Consider the following 14,354-nt stretch of genomic DNA (forward strand, 5'->3'; position numbering starts at 1 on the left):
AACGCGAGGCATCCGCTTGGAAATCGAAATCGTCACGCTGTCCAGACAGGGCGGCCGCAGTTACAACGAGGACGTGCACGGCCACTGGCATGACGAGCGCTATGTCGCCTGCCTGGTGGCCGATGGCGCCGGCGGGCACGGCGGCGGCGACGTGGCGGCAGCCACCGTGCGCAGCAGCGCGCTGGGCGGCTTCTCGGCCGCGCCGAGCCTGGACGAAGCGAGCCTGCGCGCGCTGGTCGAGCAGGCCAACCGCGACGTGGTGGCGCGCCAGGCGGAGGGCGGCAAGCTCGCGGGCATGCGCTCGACCATCGTGTTTGCGGCCATCGACCTGGAGAGCGAGGCGCTGGCCTGGGTGCACAGCGGGGACAGCCGGGCCTACCTGTTTCGCGGCGGCGCCATCGTGGCGCGGACCACCGATCACAGCCTGGTGCAGCAGATGGTGGCGGGCGGCATGCTCGACGAGGAAGGCGCGCGCCTGCATCCGCAGCGCAACATGCTGCTGTCCGCGCTGGGATCGATCGAGGAGGCGCCGGATATTGCGGTGTCCGACCGCATGCGGCTGCTGCCCGGCGACGTGCTGCTGCTGTGCAGCGATGGCGTGTGGGAGCCGCTGGGCGACGAGTGCCTGATCGACACGCTGCATGCCTCCCGCACACCCAGCCAGTGGACCGAGCTGATCGACGCGAAGGTGAGGGCCAACGCCAAGCAGGGCCACGACAACTACACGGCGCTCACGCTGTGGGTGATCGAGGACGAGGGCGACGATGTGACGCGGCTGCTGCCGGAGAACGTTGTGCCGGACGCCTGACTACGGTCAAAACAAAAAAACTGGGGCTGAAGCGCCGCCCACGCAACGGACGCTTCAGCCCCTGGCTGTTGCCCGGACGGGCGGCGGCATTTCAGATGCCACCTGTGGCGGGAACCTTCATGCGGTGGCGTAGCTGTACTTGCTGGCCGTCTTCTTCACCCGCTTCAGCGCACTGCGCAGCAATTGGGGCATGTCTTGCCGGTTCGGCAGGTTGCTGTAGTTGTCAATGCCCTGCTCCTCGCAGAAGTTGCCGCAGCCGTTGTTGAGCAGGTCGAGCGCATAGCGCGACTTGCTCACCGTGCTGGACGCACCGGGCGCCCGGAACGGATCGAAGATGCCATCCGCCAGGACCTTCTGCCCACGCGCGATCATCTGCCCCTGGAAGTGCGTGATGTGCTTCTGCGTGATTGGCCCCTTGTAGCCGTCCACGACGATCACCTCGGTCTGGTCCGGAGGCGGGTCGAAATCGTGGTTGAAGCCCATCAGCTCGTAATAGAAGATCTTGAACAGGGCCTGCACCAGCATCACGTCCTCGCGCGTGTTGGAGCCGATATGGCCAACCGACCAATCGATGTTGTAGGCGGTGAGCAGCCTGCCGCTGCTGCCGATAACTGGAGTGCTGAATGCCATTGCGTTGCTCCGGTGTGGAAACGCGGGACCGGACCTCGGCACGCTGTGCGCCCGAGTCCGGACTCGACGAATCCGTTGTCCGTCAGCGGGTTTCGGTGGTCGGCACGTTCCAGCCGAACTTCACTTCACCGCCGCCCGCGCCCTTGTCGTCCTGGGCCTTGTAGGCGAACTCGATGTCCTTGAACGAACAAAGCACCTGTTCCTGCACGTCGCCGCCTTGCGCGCCGCCGGGGCTCACGCCGGAAATGAAGACTTCCTTCAGCGTGACCTTGAGGTATTCCTGCTGGCCTTCACCCGACTTGCGGCAGGTCATGACCATGTCCTTGAAGTGCTTGCCGCTCACGCAGTTCTTGGCCAGTACGGGGGAGGCCTTGTCGTAGGCATGCGTGAAGTGAAACTCGCCCGGCGTGGCCTTGCCCTTGCCGGAACCGCCGCCGGAGCCTGCGCCGGATGCGTTGCTCACGTTCCAGGACCACGACGAAATCTCGATCTCGTCCTTGTGGTCCTTGTGGGAAGCCTCGCCCTTGACGCCGTCGAGCTTGATGTGAAAGTCAGAAGACATGTTCCTACTCCTTGGGGCCCGATTGCATTCGGGCGGTTGATGATCGAGATGAAGACGATGGCTGCCGGCAAGTCGCCTTTGGGAGAGATGCGCGGCAGCTACTGAGAGAACGAAACGGAACCGGGAATTTCAATAAATTTCAAAGGACTTTTCAGCCGGCTCCCTTGGCCGTGGGCAGCTTGGAGACCAGCCGCAGCGAGACGGTGAGACCTTCGAGCTGGTAGTGCGGACGCAGGAAGAACTTGGAGGTGTAGTAGCCCGGGTTGCCCTCGACCTCTTCCACCACCACTTCGGCGGCCGCCAGCGGCTTTTGCGACTTCGTGATCTCCGACGAGTTGGCCGGATCGCCGTCGACGTAGTTCATGATCCATTTGTTGAGCCAGCGCTGCATGTCCTCGCGCTCCTTGAAGCTGCCGACCTTGTCGCGCACGATGCACTTGAGGTAGTGCGCAAAGCGGTTGCAGGCAAAGAGATAGGGCAGGCGAGCCGCCAGGTTGGCATTGGCCGTGGCGTCCGGGTCGTCGTATTCCGCGGGCTTGTTCAGCGACTGCGCGCCGATGAAGGCCGCGAAGTCGGAGTTCTTGCGGTGGATCATCGACAGCAGCCCGGCCTTGGAGAGCTCGGCTTCGCGACGGTCGCTGATCGCGATCTCGGTGGGGCACTTCTGGTCCACGCCGCCGTCGTCGCTCGGGAAGGTGTGCAGCGGCAGGTTTTCCACCGCGCCGCCCGATTCGATGCCGCGGATGCGCGAGCCCCAGCCATAGAGCTTGTACGAGCGGTTGATGTTGGTCGCCATTGCATAGGCCGCGTTGGCCCAGGCGTACTTGCTGTGGTCGGCTCCGGCGGTGTCTTCCTCGAAGTCGAACTCCTCCACCGGATTGGTGTTGGCGCCATAGGGCGTGCGCGCCAGGAAGCGCGGCATGCAAAGACCCAGGTACTTGGAGTCGTCCGACTCGCGCAGGCTGCGCCAGCCGGCGTATTCGGGCGTCAGAAAAATCTTGGTCAGGTCGCGCGGGTTGGCGAGCTCCTGCCACGATTCCATCTGCATCAGGTTGGGGCTTGCGCCGGTGATGAAGGGCGCATGCGCGGAGGCGGCGATCTTGGCCATCTCGCCGAGCAGTTCCACATCCGGCGGGCTCTGGTCGAAGTGGTAGTCGCCGACGATGGCGCCGAAGGGCTCGCCGCCGAACTGGCCGTACTCCTGTTCGTAGATTTTCTTGAACATCGGGCTCTGGTCCCACGCGGCGCCCTTGAACTTCTTCAGGTTCTTGGCCAGCTCCTGCTTGGAGATGTCCATCACGCGGATCTTGAGGTTCTCGTCCGTCTCGGTGTTGTTCACCATGTAGTGCAGGCCGCGCCATGCGCTCTCGAGCTTCTGGTACTCGGGGTGGTGAATGACCTTGTTGACCTGTTCGGTGAGCTTGGCGTCGATCGCGGCGATCATGGCCTGGATCGACTTGGTCACGTCCTTGCCGATCACGGTGCTGTTGCTCAGTGCCTGCTGTGCGAGCGTGAGCACCGCGGCTTCGACGGCGCTCTTGGCTTCGTCGCTGCGCGGCTTGAATTCCTTTTGCAGCAGCGACGAGAAGTCGCTCCCCGCATAGGCAACGTCTTTCAGTGCGCTCTGTTGTTCGAGTGCGTCGGCCATGGTGTTTCTCCTCGGAATCCAGTGTGTCTGTCGAATGGGGTCAGGCGGCGGGCGCGCTGTCTTCGGGCTTCTTGCTGGCGGCCAGCGTCTGCAGCAGCGCAGGGTCTTCCAGCACCTTGGCGAGAAGCTCTTCCGCGCCGCCCTTGCCGTCCATGTACGTCACGAGGTTCGACAGCTGCGTGCGTGCCTCGAGCAGCTTGTTGAGCGCGCCGACCTTGCGCGCGACGGCGGCGGGGGAGAAGTCCTCCATGTTCTCGAAGGTGAGCTCGACCTTCAGGTCGCCTTCGCCCGTCAGCGAGTTCTCCACGGCGAAGGCGGCGCGCGGCTTCATGGCCTTCATGCGCGAGTCGAAGTTGTCGACGTCGAACTCCAGGAACTTGCGATCGGCCACCGGGGCGAGCGGATCGGCCGGCTTGCCGGACAGATCGGCCAGCACGCCCATGACGAACGGCAGCTGGATCTTCTTCTCGGCGCCGTAGAGTTCCACGTCGTATTCGATCTGCACGCGTGGCGCCCGGTTGCGGGCGATGAATTTCTGACTGCTCTTGGCCATGGCGATGCTCCTTGCGGGAATGAATGGGATGGGTCGGTGAACTGAAGGCTGAAGGGGAGAGGGCAGGCCTATTCGGACGGGCGCTTGCCCGTCACGTTTTCGATGGTGTCCATCGCGTTCGGGGCGAGGTTGGCCATGATCTCGAGGAAGCTCACGCCGATGAGCTTCTTGGCGCGATCGATCAGGAGCGGGGCCGGATTGCCGGGCTCCGCTTGCTCCAGGTAGCGGATCACGCGATCGAGCATCTGCAGCGCGTCCTGGCGGCTCTGGATCTCGCCGCGCATGGCCGCGGTGCGGGCCGCACCGGCGGCGGCATCCTGCAGCGCTGTGCCTTCGTCCGCCGCAGACGCTCCGCCGATCTCGGCCGCACCAGATGCAGCGCCGCAGGCTTTGGCCAGCACACGGCCGATGGTGCGCAATGCACCCAGGTTGACGGCGTCGGAGCGGCCGGTGCGATCGAGCAGCAGCGCTTGCAGCTTCTCGACCAGCGCAGGCACTTCCATTGCAGCCTGCAGGCGCTCGGGTTGGTGCGCCTGGAGCGCCTCCAGGCCGCCCTGGATCTGCGACATCGAGTAGGTGGCCTCGCCGCCCACGGCGTTCAGCGCGCCGTGCGCAATGGCGATGTCGCGCACGCGGATCTGTCCCACGCCGGGCGCCATGCCGACTTGCGCGTCGTACAGGTCGCGCAGCACCATGTTCTCGTCCCACAGCGGTGCCAGTGCATTGAGCCGCATGGTGGGGTCGTTGTCGTCGTCGGCATCGAGCGTTGGATGTATGCCGTCCCAGAAGCGATCGAAGAGGCCGATCAGCAATTGAAGCCCCGCGTTGAAGCCGGGCACGCCCTGCAGCCGCGTGGCCGCGCGCAAGAGCAGCACGGCGGCGCGCACGTCCTTGCTGCGGCGCAGGATGGCGTCGGCCTGCTCGGCCACGTCGCGCCACTCGGGCTCCACCGCGGGAATGACGGTGTCGCCGAACTGCTGCTCTGGCTTGCGCTGCGAAGCCGCGGCCAGCGCGGTAAAGGCCGCGTCGTACTCCAGATCTTCACCGCACGGCGATGCCTCGCCGATGGGCGTGAGCAGGGCTTCGACAAGTTCGTTGGTCAGCATGTTGCCTGTTCGAGTTGGCTGGTGATAATCAAAGATGCAGCAGAACCGGTCAATGCAACGAAGGGAATAGCATGCGCACGCTGGGTACACGCCATTCGTCCTATGGACGCTCTTTCGCTGCGGTCTCGCGGCGCCTTGCACTGGCCTCCGGCCTGGTGTTGACGGGTGTGCTGCTCGCAGGCTGCGCACCCAAGCCCGTGGTCACGACGGTGTCGATCACGCTGGTTGCGGGTGCCGATGCCAACCCCGATGCGCGCGGCCGCGCTTCGCCGCTCACGGTGCGCGTGTATGCATTGAAGTCGCCCGGCCCGTTCGAAGGCGCCGACTTCTTCTCGCTGTTCGAAAAAGACCAGGCCACGCTGGGCGCAGAGCTCGTGCAGCGCGAAGAAATGCTGCTGCGCCCGGGCGAGACCCGCAAGCTCGACCTCACCTTGCCGCCCGATGCCAAGGCCATCGGCGTGATGGCGGCGTTCCGTGACCTGGACCGTGCGCGCTGGCGCGAAGTGCGCCCGGTGCAAACCGGCAAGGCCCAGGCCATGACGGTGACCTTCGGCGCTCGCCAGATCCGCGTCGAGAGCAAGTAGCCGTTTCACGGCGGCGCGCTCGCGTTCGACGGGCGCCCAGGCCTCACCAGTGGCTGGTCGGCAGGGAGGAAGCGCCCGAACAGGTCGGCCGTGAACGCGCCGCCGGCCGCGCCCGATGCGGCGGCCGTGAAATAGAGTCCGCGCCACCGTGGGCCGCGCGACCCGCGGCCATGGCTTTCGAACAAGGCATGGGCAACCTGGCGAAGCGCGGGTTGCAGCGCACGCATCGACTCGATGAACTCATGGATCGCGAGCCGGCTCGATGCACCCGGCTGCTCTCGCAACAGCGCCATGCGCAGCGCATGCAGTTGCTGCGCCATGGGATCGAACACGGCATCGAGCCGCGCGGCGGCGGTGTCGTTGGCGGCGAGCGGCTCGGCCAACCGGTGGCCGACGGCCTGCGCCAGCACCTCGGGCGGCAACGCGCCGCGCAGCGTGGCATAGCCCGCCAATCGTTCAAGCCCGGTCACGACAAGATAGACAGGCAACTGCAGGCGCAGGGTGTCGCCGGCCTCGTCGAGCAGGCGCCGCATCCTGGCTGCCAGCGGCGTCATGTTTGCCGTGTCGGGCTGCAGCAGCTCGCTCGCTGCAAAGCACACCACCACGCCGTTGAGCGGCAAGCGCTCGCGCCGCTCGGCCAGTGCCAGCAGCGCCTGTAGCCACAGGCCGCGCGTGTGCGGCTCGTTGGCCTTGTCGCTCACGGCCACCGGATGCAACTCGATCGCGGCCATCGAACCCGTCAGCCACCAGCGCCAGTAGGGTTCGCCGAAGGGCTCGCTGTCCGGCGGCGCAAGGCGTTCGGCGCCCGCAGCCGCCAGCAGCCCCGGCAGGTTAGCTGCCGCGTCGCCCAGAAAGAGAAACCAGGGCACCGGCGCATCGCGTGGCCGCGGCGGCTGGCGAAGGGCCTGCCGGGCGTGGGACATGGCTTCCTTGATGGCCGGAACGGCGGCTTCGTCGGCCTCGGCGGCCCAGGGGCCGAGCGCGTCGATGCGCCGCCGCAGCGCACGCCGGCGAGCGCCGCGACCTGCATCGCGAACCATGCCGTACAGCAGCGCGAAGCCCACCAGGCAGAGCGCAAGCAGGAGCCAGAAGAGATGCACGGGCGAAAGAACGGCGGTCATGGCAATGGCGTCGCTGTTCTTCTCTGCGCTTCAGCGCGGGACGGTTTCCAGAAACACGAAGTCGGCCACCAGCCGCTCGCTTCCCTTGCCGGCCGCGAGCGCTTCGCGCAGCCGCAGCAGATAGGCCGATGCGAGCTCGAAGGGAGGCCGGTCGGCGATTGCGGCGAGCGGCACGGGCGACGAGACCGCCGTGACCAGGACGCGGCCGAACGGCGGGCCCACCAGCCAGCTCGAGGGGATGTCGCGGCCCAGCTCGAGCTTTTCGCTCGCGCGCAGCCGCGTGGCCGACTGGCCGGCGTTGAGATGCATGACGGAACCGTCGGCGGTGTAGTAGTCGATCCACAGGTAGCTGTCGTGGCCCGGTGCCGACACCCGCACGCGCACGTTGTCGCCTTCGCGCAGCTCGCTATTGGTGGCGGTGGGAACGTCCATTGCCAGTCCCAGGGCCTTCTCGCGGTTGCGCAGCTGGTAGGGCTTGAGGATTGCGAACACCTCGCAATGCGGCCATGCGCGCAGTTCGACGTCGAACGTGGGCGAGCCTGCGCCGGGTATTGCGGCCACTTCGCGCTCGACCCGTTCCAGGTCCGCGGGCAGCGACACGAAGCCGCTCACGCGCAGGCTCCCGTCCTTGCGGGCGGTGGCGGCGAGATCGGCGCATGCATAGCCTTGCAGATGCTGCTCGACGCGTCCGGCCAGGGGTGGCTCGGCGGTGGAGGGGCCTGCGAGCCACTGCCACCACAGAAGGTAGAGCAGCGGCAGCAGCAGCGTGAGCGAAGCCGTGGCGCGCAGCAGCGCACGGTTCCTGCGCCGCGCGTCGTAGGGGCCCGGCGGGTCTGGCGCGCGATAGGGCTGGGGCGTGATGTGGTCCTGCACCAGGCTGCCGAGCGCCAGCGGCTGGAGCCGCAGTTGCCGGCTGTGCAGCTCCTTCAGCTTGCCGAGCTCGCCCTGGTCGCCGTTCTCGAAGTAGTACTGGCCCTTGAAGCCGTGCACCAGCGCATGCCAGTAGACCTCGCGCACCTCGTCGTCCTGCGCGGTCAGCGCCGACAAGTGATGGAAGAACTCGCTGGCGGCGTTGTTCGAGTTGAAGAGCTGCATCTGGAGCGGCGCGGCGCCCATCCCCGCGCCGGGATGGCGCGCCAGGATTTCGTCGATCCAGGCCACCATGGCAAAGGCCGCGGATTCGACCTGCCCCGCGGGCGTGCCCGATGCGCCGGCCGAGGTGCGCGCTTCGTCGAGCAGGCGGCGGGCCTGTTGCTGTGCAGCATCATGGGAAAGCGTGGCGGGGCAGCCGGCAGTCGATGCCGCAATGGATGCATCAAGGGCGAGGCCGAACGAGATGAAGGCCGAAAAACTGTCAAGCAGGCGGGCCATGAACCGTGCCCCGCTCACTGCGCCTGCGTTGTGAAGGATGCCTTGCACCGGCGTCTGCAGCAGTGGCGCATGCCTATGTCCCCGGTTCCTTCGAATGGGTATTCATTCTTCCAAACGGGGCGCGGTGGGCGCCATATCGCTTGGGGTCTATGCCGTTCGTGGGTAGATGCGGTATTGCTGCGCGAGGCAATCGCCGGTATCTTCGGCTTCCGCTGAATTCAACGCACGCTGGGACACTGGGACACGCCATGAAAATTCTGATCGCCGACGACCACCGGCTCGTCATCGAGGCGGTCAAGGCCAAGTTGTCGGAGCTCGAGCCCGGCATTGAATTCGTCCTGGCCATGAGCGTCGACGAATTGCTTGCCGGCGCCAACGATGAACTCGATCTGGCCCTGATCGATCTCAACATGCCCGGCGCTGACGGCCAGGCCCACATCGACGAGATCCGCCGCCGCCATCCGGCCGTGCCGGTGATCGTGCTGTCCGGCTACGAAGACCCCGCCATCATGCGAAGCGCGCTCGAGCGCGGCGTGCTCGGCTTCATTCCCAAGGCCTATTCGCCCGAGGTGATGCTGTCGGCCGTACGGCTGGTGCTGGCCGGCGGCGTGTATGTGCCGCCGATGATGCTGACGGCATTGCCGCCGGGCATCGTGGCCGGCGTGGCGCCCACGCAGAGCGGCGCCGCGGGCGCATCGTCGGCAACGCTGGAGCACCTGCGCAGCGTGCTCACCGAGCGGCAGGTCGAGGTGCTGCAGCTGCTGTCGCAGGGCAAGCCCAACAAGCTCATCGGGCGCAGCCTGGGCATCAGCGAAGGCACGGTCAAGATTCACCTTGCAGCGATCTTTCGCGCGCTCAATGTGCGCAACCGCACCGAAGCGGTGGTGGCCGCGCAGGCCCTGACCGAAGCGCAAGCGTGAGGCTTGTTGAGCCGCGCGCAATGGCCGCGACGGCCCCGCTCAGGAGCAACTGAGCTTCATTGCCTCGATTCGTCCGCCAAAGCCCAGCTTGCGCATGAGGCCGCCTTCGCGGCTGTTGGCCGGGAAGTTGACCGTGCGATCCCTGAACATCGCGTGCTCATACACCTGCAGCGTTGCGCGCGGGCCGACGCTCACGCTGTCGATTTCGCGCTTGAGCTGCCTTGCGGTGCCCCGGTCCATGCTCTGGACCTCGGCAGGGCCCACCAGCGTGAGCATGTCGCCCTGGAAGTTGCGCCCTGTATAGAACTGGGCCCAGCAGCCTGAAGCCAGCGCGGGGTCTTCGATGCGCACCGGCACCAGCAGGATGGTCGGGTCGGGCCGGTTCTCGGCGGAAGCGGTCGATGGAGGCGCCGATGTGTTGGCGCAGGCACCGAGCGCAACGACGCCGGCAATCATCAGGTAGCGGAGGTTCTTCATGGGATTGGGTTCCAGGTGGAGAGCGAAAAACGCAGGCTACCTGCACCAACCGGACCTCGCGTAGGAGTACGCGCCAATCTCCCGTCACCGTGCCTCCGAGCCTCGACGACCAGGGTAGGGTACCCATTGTTGATGAGCAATCTCCGTGAATGACTGCGCCCCGATGCGCGCATTTCCTACGCGCAGGCGGGCCGCGGCTCTCCAGTCTGAAGCACGTTCATCAACGTTTTTTGAAGTGAAGAAAGCCATGGCCACGAGCAGCATTCTGGGAGGCGACTATCCGCCGGCGGAACCGAAGGGAACGGACGTCGACAGCCTTGGACCCAGCGACACGAGCGACAGCGGAAGCGATGTGCGCACCTCGCGCGAGCGTTCCGCCATTCCTGAAGATGCCGCCGAAGGCGCGCTTTCGGTGGCACATGAAAGCAGCAGCGACGCCGAAGGAACCGGCGAGCGCGCATCGGCCGACGCACCGCCGGTGGAGCCCGACGCGGACATCCTGCCGGACCGCGTGGGCATCGTTCCTGGCAGCGCGGCAGACGTGGCCTCATCCATCGAGCAGGAAGATGCCGGCATGCCGGAAGAACTGGCCGATGAGGCGGGCGAGCCCGAAGACGACGAAGACGGCGAAGACAGAGCCGCCTGAAGCGGGTTGGTTGGATACGGCCATGACCATGCACCACCCTATCGATTGCGCGCTCCAGAGTCTCCAGCAGCTTGCCTACGCCCGCATTGCGCGCGAGTTCGCCCGCGCCTGGCAGGCGAGGGCGAATGCCACCGATGGGTCCGAAGCAATACTGGACGAGGCTCACCGCCGCGTGCTGCACTGCGAGCAGGCGCTGGCTCAGTTGCGCGTCGTCATCGACGATCCGCGCCAGATTGCAGAGATCAAGGTTGCGCGGGCGCTTTACCTGCGCATGCTGCTGGAAAGCGCTCCCACGCGGCTGCAATCGTGGAGCGATTGCGAGAGCCTCGACGACATGCCGAAGTCCCACCTGTTCGAATGGATTTCCTATGATTTCGAGCGGCTCGAACTCGCGGAACTGGAAGGCTCCATGACCGAAGAGGAAGCCGCCTCGTACACCCAGGCGATCGACACGGCGGCCAGGGTGCGCGATTGAAAGAGGGGGGTATTCAACCCCTCCCCAGCACGATTGCACCGTCCTGGATGTAGCGGTCGAACTCGATCTTCGGTATGGCCGCCGTCAGCGACTGGCCGTTCTCGGTCCACGTGATGACGACGCTGTCGTCCGCCATCAGGATCTGGCAGTTGCCCTCCGGAATCTTCAGCTGCGGGCCGTCGCCCGCACGAAATTCCATAGGGCCGACCACGCGTGCATCGATCTGAGTAGTGGAAGTCATGTGCGGCTCGCTGTTCATTTATTGGGGCGCGGGCCGCGCATGCCGCTTGTCGCTGCCGCGCTGCTCCTTGGAAGGATCGCCGTCGCGTGAAGGCGCAATGCCCCCCGGCGTGGCGGTCGAGGGCGGACGCGAGGTTTGCGTGCGTGCGGCGGCGGGCCCCTTGTCCGAGCCCAGCGGGCCCTGGTCGATGGAGCCGCGAGGCTGGTCTGCCGGGCGCGCGCCCTGCGGTTCGGCTGAATCGCTGATAGGGGGCGCACGTGTCCCCTTCGGATTGCCGGTGGGCTGTGCGCCCACTGCCGCCACCGAGAGCAGCAATGCGGCAGCAAGACCGTACTTCCGCAGAGGGCGGGGCGCGGAGCGCGATACATCGTTGGCCATGAATTGAATCCTCGAAAACTGAAGCCTCTTTTTTCGCGCGCAACACCACCCTGTGCTTGTAGGCAGGAACACCGTCCTTGCGCCGGTTGCGTGCTTGCCCGCCCGTTTGCCGGGCGCTTGCGCCGAAGACGCGACGCTTTCCTACGCACGGCCGCGCCGGCGCGTCGCACGGTGAAGTTTTCGAAAGGACACAGCGTGACCAGATCCACGACCCCGAACCGGCCTGCCGAGCCGGATGAAGCGGCCGATGGGGCGGCGAATGAAGCGGCGGATACGGCCGCATACCGCAAGCCCACACCCGCAGAGAAAAGCATGAAGCGCGAGGCCAGGACGCCTGCCGAGAACGGCGATCCCGTGGGCCCCAACAACGGCCCCGCAATCACAGGCGAGCGCAAGCCGCCGACGCCCGGCGATGCGGGCGTGGGCGAAACCGACAACCACGGGAGTTCGCCCTACAGCCAGCCCGGACGGCCCGAAAAACCGTTCCGTGAAGAGTGAGCTGAAGCGGCATCGATGGCCCGAAGAACCCCTACAGGGGACGTCGGGCGAAGCCGACACGGATCGCGATCCGCGCGAAGACCATTTGTCTTGGGACCAGCGCAATGCGGCCGCCTTCGGGCCTGCACGCGCGGCAATTTTCAACCCGCCTCTTCACGAGGCAAACGAAGGAGTCATTACATGGCCAACTACACGAACACTGCTGAAACCGCGAACAGCGAAGACGTTGTCGAGGTGCTGAACGATCTGCTCGAGAACACGCGCGACGGCGAATACGGTTTCCGCGCCTGCGCGGAAGAAGTGGAGTCTCCGCAACTCAAGCAGGTGTTCCAGAACCGCTCGGCGGAATGCGCCAAGGCGGCCGGAGACCTGGTTCAGCTCATCAGGCGCTTCGGCGGCTCGCCGGACGACGGCGGCACCGTGAGCGGTGCCATGCATCGCGGCTGGGTGCATGTGAAGGGCTCGGTGGGCGCGAACAGCGCGCTCTCGATGCTGGAGGAATGCGAGCGCGGTGAAGACGCCGCCGTGGCGCGCTATCGCAAGGCGCTGAAGGAAGATCTGCCCGCCGATGTGCGCGCGATCATCCAGCAGCAGGCCGAAGGCGCGCAGCGCAACCACGACCAGATCAAGCAGTTGCGCGACCAGATGCGCGCCAGCAAGTAAGAAGAAGTCACCCGCCCCCGGGGCGGCGTGCGGGTCGACCGGCCGGGGCAGAATGGACGCCGTTGTTTTCACTCCGGCCGTCCGTTCTTGACCTCTCTCGATCTCGACCTCACCCGCTTCGACGCCGCCATCGTCGATCTCGATGGCACCATGGTCGACACGCTCGGCGACTTCGCGGTGTCGCTGAACCACATGCTCGCCGACCTTTCGCTGCCGCCGGTGCCACCGGCCGCTGTCGAAAAAATGGTGGGCAAGGGTTCGGAGCACCTGATTCTTTCCGCGCTCGCGCATGTGATGGCCTCCGGCGGCGATGCGGCTTCAGCAGCCGGCGCGGATGCGCTGCACGAGCGGGCGCAGGCTCTTTTCGATCGCGCCTGGGAGCGCTACCAGCACCATTACCTGGCCATCAACGGACAGCATTCGGCGGTATACCCGGGCGTGGCGGAGGGCTTGCAGGCACTGCGCGCTCGAGGGCTGCGCCTGGCCTGCCTCACCAACAAGCCAACCTCGTTTGCCAAGCCGTTGCTGGCTTCGAAGGGGCTCGACGGATTCTTCGAGTTCGCGTTCGGCGGCGACGCCTTTGCGCGCAAGAAGCCCGACCCGCTACCCCTGCTGAAAACCTGCGAGGCGTTGGGCACCGCACCCGCGCGCACGCTGATGATTGGAGACTCGAGCAACGACGCCAAGACCGCGCGTGCTGCCGGGTGCCCGGTGGTGCTGGTGACCTACGGCTACAACCACGGCGAGCCGGTGCGCGGCGTCGATGCCGATGGATTCGTGGATTCGCTGGCCGAGCTGGCGCGCGCGGCTGCCTGAGAAGGCGAGCGCGCCTGCGCGAGAGACCGTGAGGGCCGTGTAGGCCGGGCTACTGCTTTCCGAGCAGCGCGTCCTTGAGCTTCCAGTCGGCCGGCACGGGACCGAGCCATATGCGCAGCAGCGCATTGAAGAACGCCTGTTCCTTGATCGGATCGGGCTGAGGCACGCCGCGCACGGTAATGAGCGTGCCGGTGCCGGGCAGCCAGTCGATGGTGAAGGTGTCGCCGGCCTTGAGCTGCTTCTGGTCCGCGAACATCTGGCCCATGCGCAGCAGGCCAGGGATGAGATTGACCATTTCGCTCTTGGGCGAGTTTTCTTCCACGCCCTTGGTAAAGAGCTTGCCGAGTTCATTGGCCTCGATGTCGCGCAGCATGGTGATGGCCACGCGCTTGGGGCCCGGCGCCGCCAGCGCCTCCTCGGGCGTGGAGACTTTCTTGCCCACGTAGAAGCCGGCGGTGTACACCTTGAAGACAGCCTTGTAGCGCACGCCCGCGCCGTTGAGCTGCAGGGTGCTGCCGCGCAAGTCGAGGGTGTCGTTCAACTTGACGCCGGCGACGTCCACCTGTGCGGCCGATGCACCAAGCGTGATTGCCGCGGCGCAGGCCAGCACGGCAAGGCGGGAGAACAGGGGCGGGACCGAAAGAAAAGGCACGTGGATCTCCTCGATTTGCGAACGATCGTTCGAATGTATCTTTTCGTTTTACTCCCGCTCCCCGGGGGAACCCTGAAGGCGGCGGCTGTGCGCGCTGGCGTTTTCGTGGGCTAAACTCCACGCTCCATGTTCGTTCATCACATCATTCAAACAGGTCAAGGCAGCCGGGGAGCCTGGCCCTGGCGTAGCCATACATCGCTGACTG

At 66.0% G+C, this 14,354-nt stretch carries 19 protein-coding genes; 8 read left to right on the forward strand and 11 right to left on the reverse strand.

Translation table 11 applies throughout. The features are described 5' to 3' along the window. Positions 1-16 precede the first annotated feature (16 nt). A complete protein-coding gene (locus GOQ09_RS02875) occupies positions 17-808 on the forward strand; it encodes a PP2C family protein-serine/threonine phosphatase (protein ID WP_157611801.1) in 792 nt (263 codons plus the stop codon). Positions 809-925: 117 nt separating this feature from the next. Here the strand turns inward: GOQ09_RS02875 and GOQ09_RS02880 are convergent, their stop codons facing one another. The 5 genes from GOQ09_RS02880 to tssA form a co-directional block, all read right to left on the reverse strand. Beyond that, positions 926-1,438 (reverse strand): peptidoglycan-binding protein, encoded by a 513-nt coding sequence (locus GOQ09_RS02880; protein WP_157611802.1) that lies wholly within the window; start codon positions 1,436-1,438, stop codon positions 926-928. An 82-nt stretch (positions 1,439-1,520) separates the two neighbouring features. Continuing rightward, entirely contained in the window at positions 1,521-2,000 is a 480-nt protein-coding gene (locus tag GOQ09_RS02885; RefSeq protein WP_157611803.1) for an Hcp family type VI secretion system effector, read from the reverse strand. A gap of 151 nt (positions 2,001-2,151) precedes the next feature. Beyond that, positions 2,152-3,648 carry a type VI secretion system contractile sheath large subunit gene (gene tssC / locus GOQ09_RS02890; protein WP_157611804.1) on the reverse strand — a complete coding sequence of 499 codons (1,497 nt, stop codon included), beginning with the start codon at positions 3,646-3,648 and terminating at the stop codon, positions 2,152-2,154. A gap of 40 nt (positions 3,649-3,688) precedes the next feature. Then, positions 3,689-4,201 (reverse strand): type VI secretion system contractile sheath small subunit, encoded by a 513-nt coding sequence (tssB, locus tag GOQ09_RS02895; protein ID WP_157611805.1) that lies wholly within the window; start codon positions 4,199-4,201, stop codon positions 3,689-3,691. A gap of 68 nt (positions 4,202-4,269) precedes the next feature. Then, positions 4,270-5,307, reverse strand: coding sequence for a type VI secretion system protein TssA (gene tssA / locus GOQ09_RS02900; protein ID WP_157611806.1), 1,038 nt, complete (start codon positions 5,305-5,307; stop codon positions 4,270-4,272). Between the two features lie 71 nt (positions 5,308-5,378). On the opposite strand from tssA, the gene tssJ reads away from it, so the two are divergent. Continuing rightward, positions 5,379-5,891, forward strand: coding sequence for a type VI secretion system lipoprotein TssJ (gene tssJ / locus GOQ09_RS02905; RefSeq protein WP_157611807.1), 513 nt, complete (start codon positions 5,379-5,381; stop codon positions 5,889-5,891). A gap of 5 nt (positions 5,892-5,896) precedes the next feature. Here the strand turns inward: tssJ and GOQ09_RS02910 are convergent, their stop codons facing one another. Both GOQ09_RS02910 and GOQ09_RS02915 read right to left on the reverse strand, forming a co-directional pair. Then, positions 5,897-7,012: a type VI secretion system protein gene (locus GOQ09_RS02910; RefSeq protein ID WP_157611808.1), complete on the reverse strand. Its 1,116-nt coding sequence runs from the start codon at positions 7,010-7,012 to the stop codon at positions 5,897-5,899. Positions 7,013-7,042: 30 nt separating this feature from the next. Next, complete coding sequence (locus GOQ09_RS02915) at positions 7,043-8,383, reverse strand: DotU family type IV/VI secretion system protein (protein ID WP_157611809.1); 1,341 nt, start codon at positions 8,381-8,383, stop codon at positions 7,043-7,045. 248 nt (positions 8,384-8,631) lie between these two features. On the opposite strand from GOQ09_RS02915, the gene GOQ09_RS02920 reads away from it, so the two are divergent. Further along, positions 8,632-9,303, forward strand: a complete 672-nt coding sequence (locus GOQ09_RS02920) for a response regulator (protein ID WP_157611810.1) — start codon at positions 8,632-8,634, stop codon at positions 9,301-9,303. Positions 9,304-9,342: 39 nt separating this feature from the next. Here GOQ09_RS02920 and GOQ09_RS02925 read toward each other — a convergent pair whose 3' ends face one another. Next, positions 9,343-9,780 (reverse strand): beta/gamma crystallin domain-containing protein, encoded by a 438-nt coding sequence (locus GOQ09_RS02925; protein WP_157611811.1) that lies wholly within the window; start codon positions 9,778-9,780, stop codon positions 9,343-9,345. Positions 9,781-10,027: 247 nt separating this feature from the next. On the opposite strand from GOQ09_RS02925, the gene GOQ09_RS02930 reads away from it, so the two are divergent. Then, on the forward strand, positions 10,028-10,426 hold the full coding sequence (locus GOQ09_RS02930; protein WP_157611812.1) for a hypothetical protein: 399 nt from the start codon (positions 10,028-10,030) through the stop codon (positions 10,424-10,426). Positions 10,427-10,448: 22 nt separating this feature from the next. Further along, positions 10,449-10,901: a hypothetical protein gene (locus GOQ09_RS02935; protein ID WP_242630970.1), complete on the forward strand. Its 453-nt coding sequence runs from the start codon at positions 10,449-10,451 to the stop codon at positions 10,899-10,901. Between the two features lie 13 nt (positions 10,902-10,914). Here GOQ09_RS02935 and GOQ09_RS02940 read toward each other — a convergent pair whose 3' ends face one another. Together GOQ09_RS02940 and GOQ09_RS02945 are read right to left on the reverse strand one after the other, a co-directional pair. Beyond that, positions 10,915-11,142 (reverse strand): hypothetical protein, encoded by a 228-nt coding sequence (locus tag GOQ09_RS02940; RefSeq protein WP_157611813.1) that lies wholly within the window; start codon positions 11,140-11,142, stop codon positions 10,915-10,917. An 18-nt stretch (positions 11,143-11,160) separates the two neighbouring features. Further along, a complete protein-coding gene (locus GOQ09_RS02945; RefSeq protein WP_157611814.1) occupies positions 11,161-11,520 on the reverse strand; it encodes a translation initiation factor IF-2 in 360 nt (119 codons plus the stop codon). A 195-nt stretch (positions 11,521-11,715) separates the two neighbouring features. On the opposite strand from GOQ09_RS02945, the gene GOQ09_RS26260 reads away from it, so the two are divergent. The 3 genes from GOQ09_RS26260 (at position 11,716) to gph (ending at position 13,497) form a co-directional block, all read left to right on the forward strand. Further along, positions 11,716-12,018, forward strand: coding sequence for a hypothetical protein (locus GOQ09_RS26260; protein ID WP_242630971.1), 303 nt, complete (start codon positions 11,716-11,718; stop codon positions 12,016-12,018). 180 nt (positions 12,019-12,198) lie between these two features. Beyond that, a complete protein-coding gene (locus GOQ09_RS02955) occupies positions 12,199-12,681 on the forward strand; it encodes a ferritin-like domain-containing protein (RefSeq protein ID WP_157611815.1) in 483 nt (160 codons plus the stop codon). 87 nt (positions 12,682-12,768) lie between these two features. After that, the gene (gene gph, locus GOQ09_RS02960; protein ID WP_157611816.1) at positions 12,769-13,497 is read left to right on the forward strand and encodes a phosphoglycolate phosphatase; all 729 of its coding nucleotides are present in this window, start codon (positions 12,769-12,771) and stop codon (positions 13,495-13,497) included. 49 nt (positions 13,498-13,546) lie between these two features. Here the strand turns inward: gph and GOQ09_RS02965 are convergent, their stop codons facing one another. After that, a complete protein-coding gene (locus GOQ09_RS02965) occupies positions 13,547-14,149 on the reverse strand; it encodes a chalcone isomerase family protein (RefSeq protein ID WP_157611817.1) in 603 nt (200 codons plus the stop codon). Positions 14,150-14,354: the final 205 nt, after the last annotated feature.

The organism is Variovorax paradoxus (assembly GCF_009755665.1).
In the GTDB taxonomy this organism is placed as follows: Bacteria; Pseudomonadota; Gammaproteobacteria; order Burkholderiales; family Burkholderiaceae_C; genus Variovorax; species Variovorax paradoxus_G.

Bases quoted from the DNA above. Each gene is read 5' to 3' on its own strand.
- GOQ09_RS02910 (WP_157611808.1), bottom strand. From the start codon at position 7,012: ATGACCGCCGTTCTTTCGCCCGTGCATCTCTTCTGGCTCCTGCTTGCG.
- GOQ09_RS02915 (WP_157611809.1), bottom strand. From the start codon at position 8,383: ATGGCCCGCCTGCTTGACAGTTTTTCGGCCTTCATCTCGTTCGGCCTC.
- GOQ09_RS02945 (WP_157611814.1), bottom strand. From the start codon at position 11,520: ATGGCCAACGATGTATCGCGCTCCGCGCCCCGCCCTCTGCGGAAGTAC.
- GOQ09_RS02885 (WP_157611803.1), bottom strand. From the start codon at position 2,000: ATGTCTTCTGACTTTCACATCAAGCTCGACGGCGTCAAGGGCGAGGCT.
- tssB (WP_157611805.1), bottom strand. From the start codon at position 4,201: ATGGCCAAGAGCAGTCAGAAATTCATCGCCCGCAACCGGGCGCCACGC.
- GOQ09_RS02930 (WP_157611812.1), top strand. From the start codon at position 10,028: ATGGCCACGAGCAGCATTCTGGGAGGCGACTATCCGCCGGCGGAACCG.
- tssJ (WP_157611807.1), top strand. From the start codon at position 5,379: ATGCGCACGCTGGGTACACGCCATTCGTCCTATGGACGCTCTTTCGCT.
- tssA (WP_157611806.1), bottom strand. From the start codon at position 5,307: ATGCTGACCAACGAACTTGTCGAAGCCCTGCTCACGCCCATCGGCGAG.
- GOQ09_RS02935 (WP_242630970.1), top strand. From the start codon at position 10,449: ATGACCATGCACCACCCTATCGATTGCGCGCTCCAGAGTCTCCAGCAG.
- GOQ09_RS02880 (WP_157611802.1), bottom strand. From the start codon at position 1,438: ATGGCATTCAGCACTCCAGTTATCGGCAGCAGCGGCAGGCTGCTCACC.
- GOQ09_RS02925 (WP_157611811.1), bottom strand. From the start codon at position 9,780: ATGAAGAACCTCCGCTACCTGATGATTGCCGGCGTCGTTGCGCTCGGT.
- tssC (WP_157611804.1), bottom strand. From the start codon at position 3,648: ATGGCCGACGCACTCGAACAACAGAGCGCACTGAAAGACGTTGCCTAT.
- GOQ09_RS02920 (WP_157611810.1), top strand. From the start codon at position 8,632: ATGAAAATTCTGATCGCCGACGACCACCGGCTCGTCATCGAGGCGGTC.
- GOQ09_RS02940 (WP_157611813.1), bottom strand. From the start codon at position 11,142: ATGACTTCCACTACTCAGATCGATGCACGCGTGGTCGGCCCTATGGAA.
- GOQ09_RS02955 (WP_157611815.1), top strand. From the start codon at position 12,199: ATGGCCAACTACACGAACACTGCTGAAACCGCGAACAGCGAAGACGTT.